This window comes from Leptospira mtsangambouensis (genome assembly GCF_004770475.1).
GTDB lineage: Bacteria > Spirochaetota > Leptospiria > Leptospirales > Leptospiraceae > Leptospira_A > Leptospira_A mtsangambouensis.
In genome coordinates this window covers 177,261-200,801 of record NZ_RQHK01000015.1, presented here as the reverse complement: position 1 = coordinate 200,801, position 23,541 = coordinate 177,261, and the positions used below count along the sequence as shown (strand labels likewise).

General features: G+C 38.7%; 22 protein-coding genes. 8 read left to right on the top strand and 14 right to left on the bottom strand.

Annotation, left to right across the window (positions count from 1 at the left end):
- Window positions 1–7 precede the first annotated feature (7 nt).
- The 11 genes from EHR01_RS11545 to EHR01_RS11495 form a co-directional block, all read right to left on the bottom strand.
- Complete coding sequence (locus EHR01_RS11545; RefSeq protein WP_135694931.1) at window positions 8–511, bottom strand: chemotaxis protein CheW; 504 nt, start codon at window positions 509–511, stop codon at window positions 8–10.
- Between the two features lie 36 nt (window positions 512–547).
- The gene (locus tag EHR01_RS11540; protein ID WP_135694930.1) at window positions 548–1,132 is read right to left on the bottom strand and encodes a 5-formyltetrahydrofolate cyclo-ligase; all 585 of its coding nucleotides are present in this window, start codon (window positions 1,130–1,132) and stop codon (window positions 548–550) included.
- Entirely contained in the window at window positions 1,129–1,446 is a 318-nt protein-coding gene (locus tag EHR01_RS11535) for a cell division protein ZapA (RefSeq protein ID WP_135694929.1), read from the bottom strand. Before EHR01_RS11535 ends, EHR01_RS11540 begins: the two co-directional genes overlap by 4 nt.
- A 5-nt stretch (window positions 1,447–1,451) precedes the next feature.
- On the bottom strand, window positions 1,452–2,090 hold the full coding sequence (locus tag EHR01_RS11530; protein WP_135694928.1) for a hypothetical protein: 639 nt from the start codon (window positions 2,088–2,090) through the stop codon (window positions 1,452–1,454).
- Window positions 2,091–2,147: 57 nt separating this feature from the next.
- Window positions 2,148–2,501, bottom strand: coding sequence for a 50S ribosomal protein L20 (gene rplT, locus EHR01_RS11525; protein ID WP_002975326.1), 354 nt, complete (start codon window positions 2,499–2,501; stop codon window positions 2,148–2,150).
- A gap of 3 nt (window positions 2,502–2,504) precedes the next feature.
- A complete protein-coding gene (gene rpmI, locus EHR01_RS11520; protein ID WP_002988170.1) occupies window positions 2,505–2,705 on the bottom strand; it encodes a 50S ribosomal protein L35 in 201 nt (66 codons plus the stop codon).
- Window positions 2,706–2,713: 8 nt separating this feature from the next.
- Window positions 2,714–3,277, bottom strand: a complete 564-nt coding sequence (gene infC / locus EHR01_RS11515) for a translation initiation factor IF-3 (protein WP_135694927.1) — start codon at window positions 3,275–3,277, stop codon at window positions 2,714–2,716.
- Window positions 3,278–3,367: 90 nt separating this feature from the next.
- Window positions 3,368–4,249, bottom strand: coding sequence for a hypothetical protein (locus EHR01_RS11510; protein WP_135694926.1), 882 nt, complete (start codon window positions 4,247–4,249; stop codon window positions 3,368–3,370).
- Between the two features lie 48 nt (window positions 4,250–4,297).
- The gene (gene thrS / locus EHR01_RS11505; RefSeq protein ID WP_135694925.1) at window positions 4,298–6,211 is read right to left on the bottom strand and encodes a threonine--tRNA ligase; all 1,914 of its coding nucleotides are present in this window, start codon (window positions 6,209–6,211) and stop codon (window positions 4,298–4,300) included.
- Window positions 6,212–6,260: 49 nt separating this feature from the next.
- Window positions 6,261–6,854, bottom strand: a complete 594-nt coding sequence (locus EHR01_RS11500; protein ID WP_135694924.1) for a TetR/AcrR family transcriptional regulator — start codon at window positions 6,852–6,854, stop codon at window positions 6,261–6,263.
- On the bottom strand, window positions 6,839–7,729 hold the full coding sequence (locus EHR01_RS11495) for an alpha/beta fold hydrolase (RefSeq protein WP_135694923.1): 891 nt from the start codon (window positions 7,727–7,729) through the stop codon (window positions 6,839–6,841). The genes EHR01_RS11500 and EHR01_RS11495 overlap by 16 nt, the downstream gene beginning before the upstream one ends.
- Before the next feature lie 156 nt (window positions 7,730–7,885).
- Between EHR01_RS11495 and EHR01_RS11490 the strand changes: the two genes are divergently transcribed.
- Genes EHR01_RS11490 through EHR01_RS11480 form a run of 3 tightly spaced genes read left to right on the top strand, consistent with a single transcriptional unit; the run spans window position 7,886 to window position 14,290 of the window.
- Window positions 7,886–9,235 (top strand): adenylate/guanylate cyclase domain-containing protein, encoded by a 1,350-nt coding sequence (locus tag EHR01_RS11490; protein WP_135694922.1) that lies wholly within the window; start codon window positions 7,886–7,888, stop codon window positions 9,233–9,235.
- Window positions 9,236–9,284: 49 nt separating this feature from the next.
- The gene (locus EHR01_RS11485) at window positions 9,285–10,988 is read left to right on the top strand and encodes an ABC transporter ATP-binding protein/permease (RefSeq protein WP_208721769.1); all 1,704 of its coding nucleotides are present in this window, start codon (window positions 9,285–9,287) and stop codon (window positions 10,986–10,988) included.
- Window positions 10,985–14,290: a GH36-type glycosyl hydrolase domain-containing protein gene (locus EHR01_RS11480; RefSeq protein ID WP_244310092.1), complete on the top strand. Its 3,306-nt coding sequence runs from the start codon at window positions 10,985–10,987 to the stop codon at window positions 14,288–14,290. Before EHR01_RS11485 ends, EHR01_RS11480 begins: the two co-directional genes overlap by 4 nt.
- A gap of 69 nt (window positions 14,291–14,359) precedes the next feature.
- On the opposite strand, the gene EHR01_RS11475 is transcribed toward EHR01_RS11480, so the two are convergent.
- A complete protein-coding gene (locus EHR01_RS11475) occupies window positions 14,360–14,704 on the bottom strand; it encodes a P-II family nitrogen regulator (RefSeq protein ID WP_004786287.1) in 345 nt (114 codons plus the stop codon).
- Window positions 14,705–14,724: 20 nt separating this feature from the next.
- Window positions 14,725–16,113, bottom strand: coding sequence for an ammonium transporter (locus tag EHR01_RS11470; protein ID WP_135694921.1), 1,389 nt, complete (start codon window positions 16,111–16,113; stop codon window positions 14,725–14,727).
- A 295-nt stretch (window positions 16,114–16,408) separates the two neighbouring features.
- On the opposite strand from EHR01_RS11470, the gene EHR01_RS11460 reads away from it, so the two are divergent.
- From EHR01_RS11460 to EHR01_RS11450, 3 genes are read left to right on the top strand one after another with little or no spacing between them, the layout of a single operon-like run.
- Window positions 16,409–17,899: a deoxyribodipyrimidine photolyase gene (locus EHR01_RS11460; protein WP_208721768.1), complete on the top strand. Its 1,491-nt coding sequence runs from the start codon at window positions 16,409–16,411 to the stop codon at window positions 17,897–17,899.
- Entirely contained in the window at window positions 17,896–18,180 is a 285-nt protein-coding gene (locus EHR01_RS11455; RefSeq protein WP_135694920.1) for an ATP-dependent Clp protease adaptor ClpS, read from the top strand. The genes EHR01_RS11460 and EHR01_RS11455 overlap by 4 nt, the downstream gene beginning before the upstream one ends.
- Entirely contained in the window at window positions 18,177–18,893 is a 717-nt protein-coding gene (locus EHR01_RS11450; protein WP_135694919.1) for a DNA alkylation repair protein, read from the top strand. Before EHR01_RS11455 ends, EHR01_RS11450 begins: the two co-directional genes overlap by 4 nt.
- 8 nt (window positions 18,894–18,901) lie before the next feature.
- On the opposite strand, the gene EHR01_RS11445 is transcribed toward EHR01_RS11450, so the two are convergent.
- Window positions 18,902–20,956 (bottom strand): adenylate/guanylate cyclase domain-containing protein, encoded by a 2,055-nt coding sequence (locus tag EHR01_RS11445; RefSeq protein WP_135694918.1) that lies wholly within the window; start codon window positions 20,954–20,956, stop codon window positions 18,902–18,904.
- 46 nt (window positions 20,957–21,002) lie between these two features.
- Here EHR01_RS11445 and EHR01_RS11440 point away from each other — a divergent pair, with 46 nt between their 5' ends.
- Both EHR01_RS11440 and EHR01_RS11435 read left to right on the top strand, forming a co-directional pair.
- Window positions 21,003–22,322: a class I SAM-dependent RNA methyltransferase gene (locus EHR01_RS11440; protein WP_135695076.1), complete on the top strand. Its 1,320-nt coding sequence runs from the start codon at window positions 21,003–21,005 to the stop codon at window positions 22,320–22,322.
- Between the two features lie 56 nt (window positions 22,323–22,378).
- Window positions 22,379–23,500 (top strand): SpoIID/LytB domain-containing protein, encoded by a 1,122-nt coding sequence (locus EHR01_RS11435; RefSeq protein WP_208721773.1) that lies wholly within the window; start codon window positions 22,379–22,381, stop codon window positions 23,498–23,500.
- Window positions 23,501–23,541 lie beyond the last annotated feature (41 nt).

Below are 23,541 nucleotides of genomic sequence, written 5' to 3'. Positions count from 1 at the left end.
TTTCTCGTTACTTTGCGGATGAAACAAAATCAACAATTTGTTCCAAATCCAAATTCAAAATCAAATGGTCTTCGTATCTAGATACCGACTCAACCATCTTACTATAGTTTAACGACAAGTCATCCGTTGTATAACTGATAAAATCTTTTTGGATTTTGACAACTTGTTTGACCTCATCAACGAGGACACCGATTCTTTTTTCATCTAACATGATGACAATGATCCTTGAAATTGGAAAAATTTCAGAATCGGCTCCATGGAATCTTTTTTTCAAATCCACAATGGGAATGATCTCTCCACGGAGGTTGATCACACCTAAAATGTAATCATCTACATTGGGAATCCGAGTGATTAAAACTGGTTTTAAAATTTCATGTACCAAGAGTAAACGAATTCCGAAAAATTCTTTATCAATGGTAAACGTAAGGAACTGTTCCAAGTCTCCCAGATCGGACTCTTGTTCCATTTTGGTTTTTTCCGCCAGGGATGTGAGTAATGTTTCTTGGTCCATATGCTACCTGGAATCGTGTCAGAATCCTTCACGGATTCAATCTAAAAACGAATGAATCTGAGTTTCCGTAATCATTTTTCCTATTTTTAAATCGTGATTCTCTGCAAGAAATGGGACGGGAAAAAGTTTAGAAAAACTAAGTCCTACAGTTTTCTTTTGGAGAGATTCTGAATTTAAAATGCGATCGTAATACCCACCACCTCGACCCAACCGGTATCCTTTTTCATTGAATCCGAGGGCCGGCACAAGAATCAAATCGGCATCCTCTACGGAGATCTCCTCATCTCCAATTGGTTCAAAAAGTCCCATTGCATTTTTTTCAAAGGAATAGGGACGAAGGAACCGAAGGTTTTTTTCTGCATTCATTCGAGGAAAATACCATTTGGCAGAATGTCTGGCTTCAATAAATCCAGTTGGCCTCGGGAGAGGACAGGACTCAATGATTGGAAGTACGTCCACTTCGTACCGAAGGTCCGGTGCATATGTGATGATTTTTGATTTGCCTTGCAAAAGCGGGTACAATCGTTTTAAGATGGCCGCTTCATGGTCTTCCCGTTCAGGAAGGTTCGGGAGGTTTTTTTTTAGAATGTTCCTAGCATCTTCTTTGGAAATTGGATTCAAAAATGATCCCCAATGATCCCCTCTTCTAATAGAGAAATGATCTTCTTTGTTCGTTCTTCTAGTTCGGGATTTTCTTTTGCCTTTGCGGAAACATCTCTCATTTGAAATAATTCATCTGCTAAATTGAGAGCACAAAGCACTGCCAATTTTGTTTTGGATGCCGCAGGCAAAGCCTTCGACAATTCATTCAAACGAGATTCTACGTAATCAGCCACCTCAGAAATATATCCCGAGGAAGCCTCACCTACAATGGTATAAGTTTCACCAAAGATCTGTTTGGTTATTTTCTGTGACTTTGGGGCAGACTCTGCCATAAAATTTATTTAGGATCGTCTTCGATAATTAAAAAATCATCGTCGTCGTCAGCATCAAACACACTGATCGCTTCGTCATCGTCGTCAATGATGATGTCATCATCTTCATCGATTTCTACGGTAGGAACTTCTTCCTCTGATTCGACAACTAGTTCTTCTTTTTCAAAGGAAGCAGAAGCAGGAGGTTTTTCCAAAACATCTTCTGTTTGGAATTCTGATTCGTCTTCATCAAGTAAAATGATTTCATCATCTTCGTCTGTCACGAGGCTGGGAATCGCCGCAGTCCCTGCTGCAACCGCCGGTTCGACAGGACTAGAATCTGTGTTTGGTTGTGATTTGGGAGCCGAACTTCCTGTGGTAGGAAGTCCATCCAAACGACCAAGGAGTTGGTGGACTTTGGATTCCAAAAGTCCTTCCCTTTCGCGGAGTTGGTTTAACTCATCGTTTGCGTCTTGGAGTTGGGAACGAAGTGTTTTTAGTTCACGTTCCTTCTCCTCCATTGCGAGCTTCATTTGGTCGTTTTCCGCACGAAGGGATTCGTTTTCCGTCTCCAGGCGTGCATTTTCCGTTCTCAGGTCTTGGATTAACTCCAAAGCCTTAACAACTTTACTTTCTAGCTCTTCAATGGTTTCGATTTTTAACATGATAACAATCCGATGGAATAGAATAGCCGAGCCATTCTATTCCAATCAAGCACTAATTTACTTAGCGACTTTGGTTTTTTCTACGATGGCGTTGAATACTTCTTTGTGGTTGTAAGCAAGGTCAGCCAAAGTTTTACGATCTAAGTTGATTCCGTGTGTTTTGAGTGCATGGATGAATTTTGAATAAGACATTCCATTTTCTCTTACTGCAGCATTGATTCTTGTAATCCAAAGTTTACGGAATTCGGACTTCTTCTTTCTACGGTCACGGTATGCCCATTGACCAGCTTTCATCACAGCAGATTTTGCTGTTCTGAAAAGTTTTGAACGTCCGCCTCTAAAACCTTTTGCTTTAGCGAGAACTTTTTTTCTACGATTCTTATGGATGGTTCCGTTGACTGCGCGTGGCATCGTTTAACCTCCGTAAGGTAGAAGTTTTTCTACACGGTTATAATCGGTTTCATGGATGAGGTGCATTCCACGGCTTTGGTGTTTCATCTTAGGAGATTTTTTCTCTAAGATATGTCTTCGGAACGCACAACCGCGTTTAATTTTACCAGACTTGGTAAACTTAAAACGTTTGGCTGCTGCCCTGTTTGTTTTTAGTTTATACATAGTTGTTTTTATCCTTTAGTTTTCTCACTAATTGGGTTCATCACGACCACTATCGTCTTTCCGTCGTGTACCGGCATTTTTTCGGGAGAGGCATGCTCTTTTAGGTCCTCGACAAACCGGTTAACAATATTCATTCCAATTTCAGAGTGAACCATCTCTCTGCCTCGGAATCGAAGAGTCACTTTTACTTTATCACCCTTTTGCAAGAATTCTAAAGCATGACGCTTCTTAATCTCGAAGTCATGGTTATCAATCCGCGGGCGGATTTTAATTTCTTTCACCGTGACAACGTGTTGTTTCTTTTTCGCTTCTTTCGTTTTTTTAAGAAGTTCGAATTTGTATTTTCCAAAATCGATCAACTTACAGACGTGAACATCTTGGTCTCCCGAGACTTCCACCAAATCAAGGTTAGCTTCCTTAGCTCTTTTCAGAGCTTCTTCCAGAGTAACGATGTCAGACCCTTCGTCAGAGACGAGTCGGATCGATGCTACATTGGTAATTTGTTCGTTAATTCTGATGTGGGCGAATTTATCTTGGTTTGGGTTCCCTCTAGGGTTGGGCCGTTTCTGCATTCAGTCTCCGAAATTTCTTTCAATTTCCAATTTCGGATGAAAAACGAGGCACGCAAGTACATTTCTTTGGGAATTGCGTAAGGAAAGGAGTTAAAGCGAGCCGGAAGGACCTTCCCAGACAACCAGTTCTAAATACAAGGAGGGAGACTCTAATAACTCTGGCAAAATGGGAACCAGAGAGACCAAATCCCCGTGATTTCCCATTCCCATACAAGACCCGCCATGGAAAAGTCGGCCATCTTGCGTATAAATGGCATATTGGATCAAATGATCGTGGGTTTTGGCAAGATGTTTTGGTGATTGGGACTGGACAAGTGCCAGGTAACTAAGCCCTTCACTTTTTCGGCGCTCCAAACGAATGCGGACGCGGTTTTCTTTCGTGAGAGGTTCTGTGGCAAGAAGGAGGTCTCCAACACCTGGGTTCCATTTTTGGAAACTATAGGAGCCAACCACTCCCCCCTCCCGTTTCCATTCGTATTTGGTTTCGGGTTTTGGCTTCCTTTTGGAAAGGATCTGGGTTTCTTCTGGCCTTGGATCTTCCCAACCGTAGGAAGTAATCCCCACAGAGGCTCTTGCAATTTCGGTGATGGGAAATGGAAATCGGCTCCAAAGCCCTGGGATATCGTAACTTTCCCAAGGTTGGACAATATGTTCGCTAGTCTGGCAAGAAAGTAGGCGATTTTCTTTATCGTAAAAAGCCGCAACAACATAGAGCACCACAGGAGTATCCCCTAGGTTTTGTCCCCCGGTAATCACAATGCTTGGACAATCTAACTTTAAATCACGACCAAGTCCATCGACAAACTGCATAGGACTCACCTTCCAACCCACAGTGAGTCCATCCGCATAGGGAAGGAGCTGCATGGGAATGGCATCGAACGCATCACGGGCATCATACGGTGGATGGATGGGAAGATCCAAATCGTAAATGACCGGACTGGTTTGTTTGGTGATGATTAGCTTTTGAGGCACTGGAGGGAGTGTAGATCCCCCCAAGTGTTAGTCAAGAAATTTCTTTATTTAAAGATCCCCTTTCAAAAGAGAAAGAAATCCATCTCGAGAAACTGTTTCTGTTTTCTCTTCTCCCATCTTTCGGAAGGAGATAGAACCTGATTCTTTTTCTTTATCACCTAAAATCAAAGTGTAACTACTTCGTTTTAGGATGGAATCCCTAATTTTACTACCAATCTTTTCATTACGAAGGTCCATCTCGACTCGGAAACCTTGCATTACCAAATCTTGATATACTTCTTTAGCATAATCACTATGTACTTCTGCCACAGTTAAGACACGAATTTGTGTCGGATTTAACCAAAGTGGGAATTTCCCTTCGAAGTGTTCGATGAGGATTCCAATGAACCTTTCCAAAGATCCGTAGATAGCTCTATGGATCATCACTGGTGCATGTTTTTTTCCATCTGAAGCAGTGAAGTCGAGTTCAAAACGATTCGGCATAGAGAAGTCAATTTGTACGGTTCCGCATTGCCATAACCTACCTAAGGAATCTTTAATATTGAATTCAATTTTAGGTCCGTAAAAAGCACCGTCCCCTTCTTTGATTCCGTATTCGATTCCTTTTTTCTTCAAAGCATCGTGTAATGCTTGTGTGGCGAGATTCCAATCTTCATCACTTCCTTGTGATTTTTCTGGCCTTGTCGCAATAAAAGTTTTGAATTCAGTAAATCCAAATTTTTTATACACATCAAAAGTAAAATCAATGATATCCTCGACTTCGGATTCTACTTTTTCTAACGGTGCATAGATATGCGCATCATCTTGTGTGAATGCTCGCACACGAAAAAGTCCATGAAGAACGCCCGACATTTCATGGCGATGTACATTCCCAAGTTCCATAAACCGAAGGGGAAGTTCTCTGTACGAGTGCATATGGTATTTGTAAATCAAACAACAACCAGGACAGTTCATGGGTTTCACTGCAAATTCACTTTCGTCGATGTCTGTGAAATACATGTTCTCTTTAAAATTGTCCCAATGGCCTGATTTTTTCCAAAGAGAGGAATTTAAAATCGCAGGGGTTTTGATCTCTTGGTATCCACGACGAAAACATTCTTCACGGATATAAGAAGCAAGAGTGTTCCAAAGAACCGTACCCTTTGGATGCCAAAACGGAAACCCAGGAGCTTCGTCTTGGAAACTAAAAAGATCCAATTCTTTACCCAGTTTTCTATGATCTCTTTTTTTGGCTTCTTCAATGAGAAAGATATATTCGTCTAACTGTTTTTTGGTGGGAAAAGACACACCATAAATACGAGTGAGCTGTTTGTTTTTGGAGTCCCCTTTCCAATACGCACCAGAAATAGCAGTGAGTTTGAAAGCTTTGAGTTGGCCAGTGCGGGCCACGTGAGGTCCACGACAAAGGTCATACCATTCCCCTTGTCCGTATAACGAAACAGATGCGGAATCGAATCCTTGGATGAGTTCTACTTTATAAGGTTCGTTTTCTTTTTTAAACTTTTCGATAGCTTCTTCTTTAGAAAGTTCCCAACGTTTGACAACGAGATCTTCTTTGACTATCTTTGCCATTTCAGCTTCGATTTTTGGAAGGTCCTCAGGGGTTAAAATGATGGTTCCAAAATCAATATCATAAAAGAAAAATCCAGGACCATTTTCAATCACTGGGCCAACAGTCAGACGAGCCTCTGGCCAAAGCCTTTGGACAGCCATACCGAGTAAGTGGGCAGAGGAATGATGGAAAACTTCTTTTCCTTCTGTATCATCAAAGGTGAGAAACTTTACTGTGGTGTTCGTCGTAGGAATATAAGAAAGGTCAACGGTGCGACCATCGGACAAAACAACGGCTAAAGCTTTCTCTTTCAAGAAAGGCAGTTGGGCTTGGATGAAATCAGAAAAGGATTTACCCGATTCTAGTTCCTTGGAACTTCCATCTGGTAGTGTGATTGTAAGTGCTGCCATAATTCTTTACCCAGGTTTTCGCAGACACATTCTCCCGAAAAGTAAAGTTTTACCAGAGTCTACCAGATTCCAATGATTCTGTTATTTTCTTAAAACTATCCTCAATGGATTCTTTCCGGCCAAACCCGCCAGCTTCTTCTAAAACAATAAACCCGTGTAAGAGAGAACGTAAAATCCGAATCCTATGGACTGCTGTTTCATCCAAGGCTTGGAACTGAAAGACTTCCATGCAAGTTTCCAAAATCCTATCACCCATGGGTTTTAGTTCAGGATCGGATTCTGTCGATTCAATGGTTAAAGGGTAAACATGGGGGTGAGACTTCGCAAAACTTCTGTAAGTATTTAAAAATTCGGAAATTCCTTCGGATCCACCATTCGAAGTTTTGGACTTCAGAGAAAGCCTATCACCTAATATTTGCAAGGACCTTCTTTTCATTTCCCTACGCACATCCTCTAAATCGCGGATGTGGTTGTAAAGTGAGGGTGTACGGATACCTAAATTTTCCGCAAGTCCTGCCAGTCGAAATTCAGAAAGTCCCTGGTCCATCACCAAGTCCCAAGCAGAATCCAAAACAAATTCTCTTGTGATTTGTGTTTGGCCTTTTTTGGGTCTACCTGGTTTGTGTTTTATTTTTTTTGCCATAACAGTTCTACATCGGATGCAAATCGAGAAGGTTCTTCCACAAAAGGATAATGACCAACGTCTTCATAAATTTTGACTGATCCATCCAAAGTTTTGGCGATCCATTCGGCTTCTTCTTTGGGGGAATCAAAATCGGGATCTTTGGAACCCATTACCACAAGGACATTGCCTGATGCCTGTGGCAAGTTTTCCTCACATTCCGTTTTGGGTGCAAGTAACATGGATCTAACAGCTGACATACGACCCTCTTCCTTTAGATTCATTTTTAATGTTTCAGATCTTTCTTTTAGATCTTTGGGTGGATGGACTGGAAATAAAGATTCATAAAAAGAAACCCAGGCACTTGGGCCCCAAGGTCCACGAAAGGCAAGATGGATGAGTGCCTTCATTCCAAAAGACATTGGTTCTATATCGCGAACGAAAGGACCAGAAAGAGCCAAACCCAAAACCCTAGTTTTTTCTTTCGAACGAATGTATACAGCCGATGCTGCGGTCATCGAATTTGCAATGATATAGACATTTTTTAAATCTTTCTCCCTGATAAATGCCAAAATATCTTCTGCTGTTTCTTTGGGTCCATAGGAAGAAAAACTGGAATCAGATTCTCCAAGTCCTCGTAAATCAAAACGATACACAGAATTCTCTTTGGCAAGAATCCTCGCAAGGTCTACATAACTTTCCTTCCTGTCTCCAATCCCTGGAAGTAAAATTAAATTGAGTTTGCCCTTACCTTTTTTTGTGTAAGCAACTCGGCCTTCATTTGTCTGAAAATAAAAAGTTTTTGCAGTAAGTTCAGGTGTTAGATCTTTTCCCCAAAGAAAGTAAGGGAAAAAAAATGGGAAAAATAGAATCATTTTGTGGTAGGTAATTTTCATAAAACTAATACTATTAGTTTATTTAACTAATGCAATTAGTTTTTACCAAAGTTTCTTTAAATGTAGATTTTTTTTTCTAAAATCGAAGTGTTTTCCCGCTTGCCCTTCCTTTTTGGCAGTTGGATGATTCAATAACCCGAAAGAGATTGGTGATCCATGTCCATTGTTACCTTCGAAGACCAAAAAGATTTTCCCCTAAAAACGAACAAACCAGGGGCCACCATCCTAGAAACTGCCTTAAAACACGAATATCCCCTCTACCATCTTTGCGGGGGAAATGCCAAATGCACCACATGTCGTGTTTTTATTACGGAAGGCCTTTCGCATCTCAGTACTCGCAACGATAGAGAACAAACTCTCGCAGATAGAAAAGGTTGGCCCTCTGAAATCCGACTCGCTTGCCAAACGGAAGTGTTTGGAGATGTCACACTGCGTAGGATCATAAAAGATAATAAGGATTTAAAAACGGTAACTAGCGAATCCAAATCTTCCAAAACAGGAGAAGAATGTTATGCGGTGATTCTTTTTCTTGATATCAAAGGATTTACAGCTTTTACCGAATCTAGTTTGCCTTATGATGTTGTTTTTGTTTTAAACCGTTTTTTTCAGGAGATGAGTGAACCAATCCTCAACAATGGAGGAGAAATTGATAAATTCATTGGAGATGGAATTTTAGCTTTTTTCCAAATTGGAAACAAAGAGGAGGCCATAAAAAACGAAGAAAGTTTCAAAAAAGCAAAACAAGAAACCATTCATTCCGCAATCCGTGCTTGTCTTCGTATGTTTGATCAATTGAAAAAATTCAATTTAGAAATGAAAGATAGGTTTAATTTTACCTTTGACATTCGCATTGGACTTCATGCAGGAAATGTCATTTACGGAGACATCGGCCACTCCGAGTACAAAAGCCAAACTGTGCTTGGGGATACTGTGAATGTGGCAAGTCGATTGGAAGCACTAAACAAAAAAACAAATACAAACTTTTTAGTCTCCGATGAAATTTATCATTTAATCGGCCCTTCTCTTTCTGTGAATAAAAAGATCATTACAAAACTTCGAGGTAAGTCAGAAAAAATGGCAGCCTATTCGGTGCTTGGTTTTAAAGTTTCGGATTCGATCCTCCGCATCCAAAAATCTTTTGATCATGTTTTAGAACACAATCCGCATTGGATAGAAGACTATACTGAAAAACTAAAAAGTTTTGTTGAAGAAAACTTACATCTTCATCTAAATTCAGAAGGATTCCCCATTCATTCTTCTGAATTTTTATCGGTCATCGAGTCTATAATTGAAAAGTTAGGAAACCGAAATTCTTTAAAAAAAGAAATATCTAAACTAACAAACATTTATGAGTCCATTGGTATCTCTAAAAAAGATTTTCCAAAACTAGTACCAATCCTTATTTCTTCCATTCGTGAAAATCTTCCTTCCGAGTGGAATGCCGATTTAGAATCAATCTGGAATCAAGTCACAATGGATCTCACCATCGAAACAATTGAATCGTAAAAACCTCCTTGCATTTAATTTAAAACTCTGTTTTGATAAGAGTTAAAAAATGCCTTTAGATAAAAAACGAAAACCATCCGAAAACTGGATGCGTTTAACAAACACCATACGGCAACTAATCCAATCGAAACAAGGACCAACTGCCATTCGTTATGGGATTATCCTAATCATCCTTGTGATTTTATTTAATGTATTCAATGTCATCAATAGTTATGTTGGCCGCGATTTTATTTCCTCCATTGAGAGGAAAAACACAACCGCCTTTTATACTAATGCTTTTCTTTATGCGATTGTTTTTATTATTTCTTCAGGTATCGGTTCCATCAATCGGTATGCAGAGGAAAGACTTGGTATCTTATGGAGAGAACAACTTACCTGGAAATTCACTGAAAACTATTTAACCGAAAGAACCTTCCAAAAAATCATTGGTGGCCCTGGCATCGAAAACCCGGACCAAAGGATTACCGATGATGTCAAAGCATTCACCACCACAACGATTTCTTTCACCTTACTTTTTATCGGTGGAGTGTTCTCTGCAATTTCCTTTTCTGGAGTTCTTTGGAGCATTAACCCTTTATTGTTTTTGGTGGCAGTCACTTATGCATTTTTAGGAACAATCTCCACCATCTTTCTTGGAAAATCGCTCATTCGTCTTAACTATGATCAATTGGATATGGAAGCAAGTTACAGGGCCGATCTTTTGCATATCCGCCAACATGCAGAGTCCATTGCTGTGACTCATAGAGAAGCGAGGATGTCCGTTCGATTGAAATCAAGACTTCGTAAATTAGTGAATAATTTTCGCAAACTCATTTCTGTAAACTTGCGACTTAGTTTTTTTACAAATAATTATAATTACTTCATTCAGATCATACCCATGCTCATCATCGCTCCCAGTTATATGAGAGGAGAAATTGAATTTGGAGTCATCACGCAGGCGGCTCTTGCTTTTACTACTTTACTCAATGCTTTTTCTTTGATTGTGACACAATTCCAATCCATCTCTGCTTTTTCTGCTGTGGTCAAACGACTGAATTCACTGGAAACAGCTATGTTACACTCAGAAGCAGATGAAAAACAAAAACGAGAAACAAATTATAGTTCTGATGAAATTAGTTTTGAAAACTTTACTTTATATTCCAATGACCGATCTAAACTTTTAGTTGATAGTTTAGATCTAAAGATCCAAAGAAGAGAACGTTGGCTTTTGACTTCACCAGATGAAACAGTGAAACTGAGTTTGTTCAGATCCATTGCTGGGATCAGCAATCACAGTGAAGGTAAAATCAAAAAACCGAATTTAGAAGAAATTCTATTTTTGCCAGAACAACCTTATTTGCCGCCTGGTAGACTCCGCAATGTGATTGTTCCTGCATACAGAAACCTCGATGTGTCCGATTCGGAAATTCTTGTTGAACTTAAAAAAATGGGACTTGAAACTTTGGTGCGTCGTTTTGGTGGTCTAAGAACCTTAAAAGAATGGAACGAAGAACTTTCGTTAGCTGAAAAGTACAAAATTGCAGTCATCCGTGTTCTTTTTGCCCAACCAAAGTTTTTGATTTTGGATCGTCCAGGATCAAGCCTTGGGAAATTTGAAATTTCAAAAATTTTAAAACTCTTTCACAAACTGGGAGTGACAACTGTTGTCATTGCCAAGGATGAAGAGACCGTTTTGGAATATGATCATCACCTGGACATTTCTCATTTTGGGAAATGGACCTTAAGTTCAACCACAAGAGCAGAAAAACATTGAAACAATCCATCAAAAACCAATCACAATTAAAATTTCAATTTTTATCCAATGGAAATATACATTCCATTCGTTTTGAAGATTTGTTTGTGAATCTTTATCTTGGAAATGAGATGGAGCCGAACATAAATAATCTTTTTTTACGAATCCATACAAAAGACGGATTGGTTTTATATCCCTTGTTTGGATCCAATACAAATTCCCAATTTCAAATTATTGATTCTTTTTATCTTTCCCAAGGAAAAATTCATGGATTGGATTGCAACTTGTCTTTGGAACTCCATCCAAATCTCCCTGCTTGGCGATACAAAATACAAATCACAAACAATAACAAGGAAACATTGGACTATGATTTGGTTTATGTGCAAGATATAGGAATTTGCGATTATGGTGCTGCTAGATTAAATGAATTCTTTGTTTGCCATTACATCCACCATGAACCGATCGACACAAAAGAATATGGTTATGGCATTCTTTCTAGGCAAAACGAAACCATAGCAGGAAAAAACCCAGCCTCTTTTTTGTTTAGCACAAGTCCCATTTCCTCTTTTGTTACTGATGGATTGGACTTATATCCAGATGGTATAAGGAAAAAACTTCCCGCAAAACGAAGACAAGGTGAACATTCGATCATTGGCCTTGAAAGACTAAAAACCCGATTACTTCCAGGAGAGTCAGAAGAAACATGTTTTTATGGTTATCTATTCGCTGACCTAAAAACCCTATCATCCTTTCCTGAAGTTCAAACCCTAATCCAAAAGATTCGAATGGGCTGGAACGAGAGTCCAAATTGGGGAACCGAAAATTTGCAAAGTTCGCAAAGTCTTTTTTCTTCCGCAAAACGAATCGAAGGTGAAACTGCCACAGAATCTGATTTAAAAACTCTATTTCCAAACGAATGGAGAGAAGTGGAATTTTCTCCTTCGGGTAAGATTCTTTCTTTTTTTACAGATGAGTCCACCCATGTAGTCTCAAAAGAAAAAGAGGCACTTTGTCTCAGACCTCACGGACAAATTCTAAGGACAGGGGTTCCCAAAGTTCCAGAGGAATCTTCGCTCACGGGAACTTGCTATTTTAATGGGATTTTTTTATCTCAACTGACAGAAGGTCATACGAGCATCAACCAATACTTATCACGTAACCATAGTTATCTAAATTTTTTCCATTCTTATGGATTTCGTATTTTTATAGAAGAGGATTCTGGGTTTGCCCTTTTGGACACACCTTCTTTTTTACGAATGGAACCTAACCAAATGGAATGGATCTACTTACTAGAAAAAGAAATTTTACGTATCCAGGTAGAGGCCACAAACGATCATCAATTTTTGATTCAAATGGCAACAAACAACACACAGGCGAAACAGATTTTTTTATCGTTTCACATTGCCCTTGATGGAGATAACGGAACTTTAGAACTCCCGCCTGTGATCACAAAAAATAAAACCAATATCTATATACAACCAAATCCAAATTCTCCCCTATTCCAAAGACTGGAAGGAAAAGGATTTCGAATCTGTGGAGAAGACCTCAGTGATTGGAAAGTTTCCGATGATTCACTTTTATTTTTGGATGGGAAATCAAGAGGACAATCCTATCTCACAGCAAAGATACAAGTACATTCGAACCTTCAGTTTTCGATCCAAGGAGATATGACTCCTTCTCTTAAACCCAAAACCAAAAAAGATAACCTAACGCATATTTTTTCTCTTACAAAGAATCTTCCAATAGGAAAAATCAAAAACCAGGAATTAGAAGTTTTCCACCAAATCAAAGAAATCCTTCCTTGGTTCGAACAAAATGCACACATTCACTATTTAAATCCAAGAGGACTCGAACAATATTCGGGAGGAGGATGGGGAACGAGAGATGTCTGCCAAGGTGCTTTTGAGTATTTACTTGCCACCGGTGATTTCGAATCCTGCCGAACACTACTTCTTACTGTATTTGAGGAACAAAATGAGGATGGTGATTGGCCACAATGGTTTATGCTCTATCCTCGTGACAAAACGATTCGAGCTGGAGATTCACATGGAGACATTGTATATTGGCCCATTCTTGCTCTCTCCACTTACTTAGAAAGAACAGGTGATCTTTCCTTCCTTGATCTTAAAACCAATGGAATTCATAGAAAAGAACAAAAAAAGATTTTGGACGCAGTGGAGAAAACAATTTCTCTCATAAACAAACGTTTGGTGGCAAATACAAACCTTCCTATCTATGGAAATGGGGATTGGAATGATTCCTTACAACCAGTAAAAGAAAATTTCAGAACTCATGCAGTCAGCACTTGGACTGCCGAATTACAATCGCTTACCTATCAGGCATTGATCCAAATTTACCAACAAACAGATGATAGAGAGAAAGTAGAATTTTACCAAAGAGAACTAGAGACCATCAAACAAAATATCAAAGAACATTGTATGGCGGAGGAAACCCTAACCGGTTTACGATACTTTGATGGTACCGATTCCCAAAAATTCTTTTTACATCCAAGTGATACAAAAACCGGAATCCGTTATAGCATCCTTCCCATGATTTATGGAATATTAGCAGAGGTTTTGGATCCCAAAGAGGCAGAGTTTCACCTAACCCTCATTAAAAATTTTCTAACTGGTCCTGATGGAGTTCGTTTATTCGATGCACCTATTCTTTATTCAGATGGAAATAACCTTGAATTTAAGAGAGCAGAAACAGCCAGTTACTTTGGAAGGGAAATTGGACTTATGTATACCCATGCCCATTTACGTTATTGTGAAGCGTTGGCCTATATGGGTAAGTCCGAAGATTTTTTTCACAACTTAAACTTAGTGAACCCCATAGGAATCCAAAAGAAGGTTCCCGCAAGTAACCATAGACAATCTAACTGCTATTATTCGAGTTCCGATGGTTTATTTTTTGATAGGTATGAAGCAAAAGAAAAATATAAAGATTTGTTAGCGGGCAAAATCCCTTTGGAAGGCGGATGGCGTGTTTATTCCAGCGGTCCAGGAATTTATATCAAACTAGTTTATGAATGTTTGTTTGGGATTCGTGTTTTTTTCGACGCCCTCGAAATAGATCCTATCCTTCCAAAAGGTTTAGATGGATTCGAATGGGATGTTCGCTTTTTAGAAAAAGATTTAAAAATCATTTACCGTGTAGAATCAGAAAATGCAAGTATAGAATCAGTCGATATGAATGGAAAACCAATCGCATTCCAGAGAGAAGCAAACCGCTACCGCAGAGGTTGCATTCGAGTAAAGTTCAGAGACTTGGAATTAAATTTAAAAAACGATCACAATCAATTGATTTTGACACTACGATAAAAAAGAAAAAACGTGTAGAGATTTTTTCCCCACACGTTTTCCGATTTTTCCTTTGAGGAAAGGAAGTTTTTAAATGGCGCTTTTTCCTTTTTCGCCAGTTCTGATTCGAATGACTTCTTCGAGAGGAGAGATAAAGATCTTTCCGTCACCGATTTTTCCATCCCCACTTTTTGCTGCTTTCAAAATTGCATCAACAGTTGGTTTTACGAATTCATCATTAACCGCGATTTCCAAACGAACCTTTCTAAGTAAGTTTACAGTGTATTCGTGACCACGAAAAACTTCTGTTTTTCCTTTTTGTTGTCCGTAACCTTGAACGTCAGACACTGTTAGACGATAGATTTCGTTTTTAGTTAATTCTGCTTTAACTTCTTCCAACTTATGTGGTTGGATGATTGCAATGATCATTTTCATAATGTTATACTCCTATTCCCTTAACCACGTGCTCGGATGTTGAAATCAGGGTAAGCTTCCGCTCCATGTTCCCCAAGATCCAAACCGCTGAGTTCTTCTTCTTCACCCACTCGGATTCCACCAGCAAGTTTCAACACAAACCACAATACTAATGAAACTACGAATGTGAAACCACCGATCGCAAGAATTCCATAAAGTTGTGTTAAGATAGAAGGAACTTCTACTCCTGCAGGTGCACCTTCGTATCCAAAGATTGCAACAGCTAATGTTCCCCAGATACCACAAACTAAGTGAACAGATGTTGCACCAACAGGGTCATCAATTTTGATTTTGTCAAAGAAAAGAACAGATAATACAACAAGAGCACCAGACACTGCACCAATAATAGCAGCAGATGTAGGACTTACAATCGCACAGGGAGCAGTGATTCCCACAAGACCAGCAAGAGTTCCGTTAAGAATCATACCAAGGTCAGGTTTTTTCAAAATGATCCAAGCAGTCACAGTTGATGCAAGTGCACCAAGTGCTGCGGAAATATTAGTGGTAACAATCACATGTGCCATCACACTTCCGTCACCTACACCCATAGTAGAACCTGGGTTAAATCCAAACCATCCGAGCCAAAGGATAAGAGTTCCAAGTGCCGCAGAAGTCATGTTGTGACCAAGAATTGGTTTGATTCTACCATCAGGTAAAAATTTTCCTTTTCTTGCTCCAAGAACGATTGCACCAGCAAGAGCTGCCCAACCACCTACGGAGTGTACTACGGTAGAACCAGCAAAGTCATGGAAACCAAGTGCGGAAATCCAGCCACCACCCCAAACCCAGTGACCTGTGAATGGATACATAACTGCTACAAGGATAAAAGAGAAGATAAGAAAAGAATGAAATTTAATCCGTTCTGCTACTGCTCCAGAAACAATGGTTGCTGCCGTCGCGGCAAATACCAATTGAAAGAAAAACTTTGCAAGAAGAGGAACACCAGTCCAATTCATAGAGGAATACACACCTTGGTATGCGTCACCAATGGCAGGAGAATTATCAGCTCCACCTAAGAAAAAAAGACCTTCCGTTGCCATAAAGGGAGATCCGTCACCAAACATCAAACCCCAACCAATTGCCCAATAAGAGAATGTTGCAGCTGCAAAAACGATAAAGTTTTTTGCGAGAATGTTTACGGTGTTTTTTGATTGAGCAAAACCCGATTCAACGAGAGCAAAACCGGCATTCATAAAGAATACCAACATACCAGCGACTAGCACCCATAAGGTGTCTAAACCAACTGTTAAAGTTTGGATTGCGTTTGCGGTTTCTTGCGCCGGGTTCGCGACGGTTGCAGCTTCATCTGCAAAAAGGAACATCGGAACAACCAGGAGCAGGAAGGCGATTGATTTGAAATACTGTTTCATATTACCATGTTTCCTTTCCATGTTATTTGCTTAGTAACAGTGCAAGATTGGTACCCAAATTGAATTCCAGGGACCAGAGACTGGAAAAAAAACAATTCGTGCCTAAAAACCCTCCATTTTGTCTAAATTCTTAAGACAATTCGCAAGAATCTGATAGGAAAGGAATCCCAAACAAAAGACAATGTGATTAAATATAAAACATAACGTATTTTTATTACACAAATCTTCTGGACTTTGGCTTTAGTTTACTTAGGAAAAAAAGTAACCGAATTACCTTTTTCCCCCTCTAATAAAGGTGAATCAGGAACGAATCCGTCTCTGTAATGCCAACCCCATTCAGAACCATGGAAAGTACATCCTCTATTGGATGCAGGCCTACCGCCGCTTTGATTCAAACCATGCGTTTTCTTTTGCTGTCCGTCTCGCAGAGGAACAAAACAAAGAACTGATTGTGTATGAGGGATTACGTTCCGACTATCCTTGGTCTTCCGAGAGGATCCATAAATTCATTATGGAAGGGATGTATGATAACCAAACAAGAGCAGACGAGTTAGGCATCAATTATTGGCCATTTGTTGAATCTAAAACAAATCCCGCTCGTGGAATTTTAAAAGAATTATCCAAAAATGCTGCGGCAATTGTCACTGATGACTTTCCTTGTTTCATCATTCCTGAACAAACGAAAAAATTGGCCGGAAAAATCAACTGCGCTCTTTTTGCTGTGGATAGTAATTCACTCATTCCATTCTCTCGATTTGAAAAAGAAGCAAGTGCTGCAAGGATTCTACGCATTTGGATTCATAAAGAATTTTTAAAAGGAATCCCTGAAAGGGCAAAAGCAATCTGGAAAAAAGAAGATTTAAAAGGCCTTCACCAAAATTCGAAACCACCGAATGGATTTGGATTACCAAAAGAATTGAAACCATTTTTGAGTGCCTTTGATTTCAAAGACAATGTAATCCCCGCCAAAGATGTGAAAGGTGGTCGAAATGAAGCGCTTAAGATTTTAAAAACATTTATTTCAAAAAAAATAACAGAATATGAGACTGGTAGATCCAATCCGAATCCCCCTGACTTAACTGCAACAAGTGGCCTTTCTCCTTACCTACATTTTGGACATATTGGAATCGAAGAAATTTTCTATGCTGTTTTAGATATTTCCTCAAAAGGGAAATGGAATCCAGAACGTTTGAGTCACAAAAAACCGGGAGACCGAGAACATTTTTATTCTGAGTCAACTTCCGCCAATCATTTCTTAGATGAACTCATCACTTGGAGAGATATAGGATATTTATTTTTTTGGAAATCAAAACCTCAAAATATTAATTTAGATCATCTACCAGATTGGGTTAAAACTAATTTCAAAAAACACAAATCAGATACGAGAGAATATCTTTATTCCCTAGAACAATTTGAATCTGCCAAAACTCACGATGAACTTTGGAATGCAGCCCAAACAGAACTTGTCAAAACAGGAAGGATGCATAATTATATGCGCATGTTATGGGGGAAAAAAGTAATCGAATGGACAAAAACTTACGAAGAAGCCTTCCAAATTTTAGAACATCTCAATAACAAATATGCTTATGATGGCAGAAATCCTAATTCTTATACAGGGATTTTATGGTGTTTTGGATTATTTGATAGACCATGGTTTCCTGAACGAAATGTATTCGGGAATGTTCGGTTTATGTCTTCCGATTCCACAAAAAAGAAGTTTAAAATGAAATCCTATTTGGAGTATATTGGTGAACTGAGTGGGAACTCCGACTCACTTTTTCCATGACAGAAGAGAACCTACCGACTACATTTGAAGAAACAAAAACCAATTTTGATTCTATTTACTTTTACTTTGTCATTCTTTTTAACGACTCCATTCATGAATTTTCATATGTAGAAGATTGTTTGATGAAACTTTGTTTCAAAACAAAAAAAGAAGCAAAAAAAATTGCCATGGAAGCCCATACCAATGGGAAAGCAGTTTGTTTTCAAGGTAGTATGGAAGAATGTGAAACTGTTGCAGAGAATATGACAAGTGCCAACTTAACTGTGATTTTAGGTGTATGAAACAAATACAAGAGCAGATCCTCTCTGATTTAAAAAAAGAAGGAAACAAAGAAAAGGCAGAATTTTTACCAAAGTTCTTTAAAACTGGACCAGGAGAATATGGAGAAGGTGACAAGTTTTTAGGAGTCACTGTTCCCATCCAAAGAAAGGTAGCAAAAAAATATTATAAAGAGATCGAAATCCCTGCTCTCAAATCACTCATCACTTCCCCATTTCACGAAGTAAGATTAACAACTCTATTTATTTTAGTTCTTAAATTTGAGTCCAAGGATATCACTGAAAAAAAACAAAAAGAAATTGTTGATTTTTATCTCAAACATACAAGTTCAATCAACAATTGGGATCTAGTCGATTCAAGTGCCGATAAAATCCTTGGTGCCTTCTTATTTCAAAGACAGAGAGATGTCCTAAATAAATTTCATACATCGAAGGATCTATGGAAAAATCGAATTTCAATCTTAAGCACATTTTATTTTATTCGAAAAAATGACTTTAACGATACGTTACGATATTGTGAATCTTATTTAACACACAAACATGATCTGATCCATAAAGCCACCGGATGGATGTTACGTGAGGTTGGGAACAGAGACAAAAAAATCCTAAATCGTTTTTTACAATCTAACGCAGCAAAGATGCCAAGAACAATGCTACGTTATGCAATCGAAAAACTTCCAGAATCTGAAAGAAAATTCTGGTTATCCGCTAAGTAATTTTTGATTTATGCTCTGGGTTTTACTTTTGTCACAAAGTACACTTTGACCGGCTCCGACTTTCCCTTGAGGGAGAGTTCTTTGATATCTTCATATTCAATGTATTCACTCCCACCAGCAGCCAAATAAGCAGCTTCAGAAACTGCCACCTTTCCCGGAATCCCATGGCTTTCTAATCTAGCAGCTGTATTCACTGCATCGCCAATGACAGTGTAATCCATTCGTTTCACTGAACCAATATTCCCAACAATTGCCTCTCCATAATTGACCCCAATTCGCAACCGGAAAGTTCCAGGAGGAAGTCCTAAATCACGATTGATTTCTTCCATTTTTTTTTGCATATCAACAGCACAAGCAATCGCGTGGTAAGCATCTAATTCTGTTTGTTTTGGTGCACCCCAAAATGCCATAATGGCATCTCCAATGAACTTATCCAAAGTGGCTGAATAATGAAATATCAAATCAGACAAGGATTCAAAGATTGTGTTTAAATGATCAAGTACGACACCTGGAGGATTTTTTTCTGCAAAAGTGGTAAAACCAACGATATCAGAAAACAAAGTAGCAATGTCTCTCTCTTCGCCACCTAACTTTATATTATCGGCAACGATGGTTTCCATTACTGCTGGCGAAAAATACCGAGAGAGCCTATCTTTTTCTTCTCTTTGTTTTTCAACTAGTCTTCTAGAATCAATCATGTTCTTTACAATCGAAAGAGCAACCGACACAGAAAAAGCTGCAAAAGCATAATCCTTTAAATAAGTATGACTTGGATACCATTCCCATTGCATTTCAACAAAGATATCATTGAGTATCAGAGTGATGAAGGCTAAAAATCCGAGTGAAACTGTCCCCATAGAAGGGACTTTTCTTCCAAGGAAAATAATATAAAACAAGGCAACACCAAGTAATATAGTCACAAAACTCCAATAGATAAAAAACTTCGAAAGAAAAAACAAATTCGGAGAAAATAGAGCGACTACCATCGACAGAACTCCAGCAATATCAATGTATCGATTGGTGACAGCAATCCACCCGAATCTTACGTGGGCAAAACGAACGATAAAATTGAACAGTAAATGTACAAGTCCTATCCAAGCAAAATATTCTATTTTTTTGATCCAAAATCCATCACCAACAATTGAATAAATAATTTGGCTTTGGAACAAAGTATTCAATGCCATAAAGATAGAACCTAACGCAAAATAGATGGTAGCGTCGTCTTCATTTCTGAACAAAAATTGCCAGTATAAATAAAAACTTCCAAGTAACATGGTCAATACGATCACAAATATCTTTTTGAAATCGTTCCAATACTCTGCTCTCTCCGCATATTTTACAGATGAAATATAAAACTTATCATGTGATAAACCAGGGCTTAATGGATATTTTGCATACACACGAACTGCAAGAACATTAGGTTCATCTGTTTTGAGTTGGTCTATGGGAATCTGATAAAACCGAATTTTATCGGTGTAAAGGGACTTATCCTCTAATGCTGTTCCGACATCTGTATCTAAGTGGAGGCCAGTTCCACCGATAAACTTTCCATTCCAATACACTGCATCTGCTTGGCTGATTTGACCCAAACGAACTGTTAAATTTCTGGATTTAAATTTTGACCGAATGTCCTCTTCTGAAATCTGAATTTCTGTTCGATACCAAGCATATCCTTGGTAAGCACTTTGGAATTGAACAAAGTCAGGGAAATACAATTCCCCATCTCCGTCTCTTACTTTGTCCCAGGCCGTTTGGATTTGAAACCCAGAGATCCAACCATTTCGCGCAGATTCTTCCAAAAGAGGTTGGGCATGTGCAAAACGTAATGCTTTGGTTTGGCCATTTTCTTCATCTAAATATAAATCATCTTCTTTTTCTTCTGAGACGAGAGGAGAGTCTCCCGGTTTAAAACTCCACTTGTGAACTGTTTGACCAAAAGAAGTCTCTGACCTAAGGTCCAAAATTTGGTTGGTGAGCAAAACCTGGGCAGAAAGGGTTGAGAGAAATCCCGTAAAACTAAGGGTACTGAGAAATAAACAAAAGAGTCTTTTCGAAAAAACCATGTCGGAAATCATATTAAAATCAAAAGGAACTGGCAAGTATAAAACATTGGACAAAGTCATTGTGGAAAGTTTGGATTCCGATTTTTCGGGAATCGTCACAGCACCTAACGGAAAAAAGGTGAATGTTTTTTTTGCCTACCCTGGAGATGAATTAATTGTAGAGTATGTCAAACGAAGGCCAAGACAAAGATCCTTGAGGATCAATGAAACCATCCGAAATCACGACTGGAAATTAGTGAAATGTAATGTGTTTGGTGAGTGCGGAGGATGTACGGGCCAACATATCGACTACAAAGAACAATTAAACTTAAAACTGTCACCCATCATTGATGGATTCCAAAAAGACTTAGGTATTTCAATCCAATACATTCCTTCTGAACAAATTTATGAATATAGATCCAGAATGGATTTTTCTGTATTCCCTGGTCCCATCATCGGACAAAGGCAACGTGGAAACTTTCGAAAAGTTGTGCCAATTAGATCTTGTTCCATCCAATCCAACTGGGCAAACCAGGCCCTAAAAGACGTACAATCTGTACTCAACGAAATGCCAGAAATAATATGGGATCGAAGATCAGAAGAAGGCGGATTAAAATATCTCACGATCAGAAAAGCCCAAAACACAAATGATGGAATTTTGATTTTTACGTTTACCGATGGTTATGAATCACATCCTTCTATGGAAAATTTTCGTAAACTATGTTTAAATTCACTAACACAAGAATCCTTACTTTTTTGTTATAACCGACCGAAATCCGAAGTTTCAGCCTTTGGTCGTCCAGAAATTTTACGAGGGAAATCAACGTTTATTGAATCTGTCCTTGGTCGTTCTTTTGAAATCCCTTTCGATTCTTTTTTCCAACCCAATCCCAATGGTTTTTTACCAATCCTATCGTTTATTAAAGAACGTTTGCCAAAAACGGGAAAAAATCTAATCGATTTATTTTGTGGGAATGGCTTCTTTTCTCTGTTATACGGTGACTCATTTGAACATATAGATGGATATGAACTCACTGAGTCTTCAATTGAAATTGCTACCCAAACCTTCCAAAGAACCTATCCGAACAAATCTCATTCTTTTCAAATCGCCAATTTGTTTATGTCAATTGAACCATTAAAAGAAAGAGATAACGCAACTTTGATTTTAGATCCCCCTAGAGCGGGAGCCGGAAAATTAGTAAACCAGTGGATCAGAGATTTTGGACCGGAGTATGTCTTCTATGTCTCTTGTAATCCTTATTCACAAAAAGAAGATGTCTCAATTTTTCTTCCCCAATATGATTTTGTGGATGGAATTATCATAGACCCCTACCCGCACACTCCTCATACAGAATCAGTGCTTTTCTTTCAAAGAAAACCCAAATAAATTCCCTTCACCAATTTTAGAATTTTTCCGAAACTAGAAGGGAGGGTACTATGAAGATTCAAAAATCGATGATCATTCTTTGTCTGGCCATTTTAGGGCAAATCGGTTGTGCGAGTGTAATGGTTACCAATTGGTCTCCTGAAGAACCAAATTTTAAATCCAAACCAGTTCGAGTTTTTCTTGGTTATGCGACAGACGAAGAAGTATTCAAATCTTCAGGTGAAATCATTGTTCGCGATGCCAATGACCTTACAATAAAAAAGGCTTATGATTTTTTATCATTAAATCCGACTGCGATCAAAGCTCCAATCTCAATCCAAAGTAATTCAGAATGGATAGAATACAAAGGAGTTAGTTACCGAGGTTCTATTTTACTTAAACCTATCGAAGGAAAAGTTTTTATTATTAATTTAGTGCCGATCGAATTGTATCTTTTGTCTGTTGTTCCATCTGAAGTGAGTGCCTCTTGGCCCAAAGAAGCCCTGAAAGCACAAGCGGTTTGTGCAAGGACTTATGTTGTACGAGAAATGTTGAACCGAAAAAAACAAGAGTTTGATGTAGATACTTCTACCAATACACAAGTTTACAAAGGAAAAAATAAAGAACATAAAAATACATCTGAAGCAGTTTTTGAAACAGAAGGATTAATTTTGATTCACAAAGGACAACCCATCCAAAGTTTTTTCCATTCGAATGCTGGTGGGTATACAGAAGATCCAGTCAATGTTTGGGGAAGTCCTGTCGAATACTTAAAACCTGTTCCATCCGAATATGACAAAGATGGAGAACAATACTCTTGGGAAGAAAAATGGAAAACTGACTTCATAAATACCAACTTACGAGACTTAGGTGTTGGAGAAATCCAAGACATCCTTGTGACAAGCCGTTTCCCCTCTTCTCGTGTGAATGAAATGGAAATTATTGGAACTTCTGGATCCAAAAAAATCAAAGCAATTGAGTTTCGAAAAAAACTAGGTGCCACTAAATTGAAGTCCACACGATTTGGGATCCGCAAGGAAGACTCTGGAGATTATTTCGTAAAAGGACTTGGTTCCGGTCATGGCGTGGGAATGTCCCAATGGGGGAGTTTTGCTATGGCAAAAAGCCAATTCAACCACAGGGAAATCCTACAACATTATTTCAAAGGAATCGAATTCGCAAGAATAGTTGCTAGATAGTTGGGAGTTTTTAGTTTCCTTAGTCCAATGATTCTAGAATC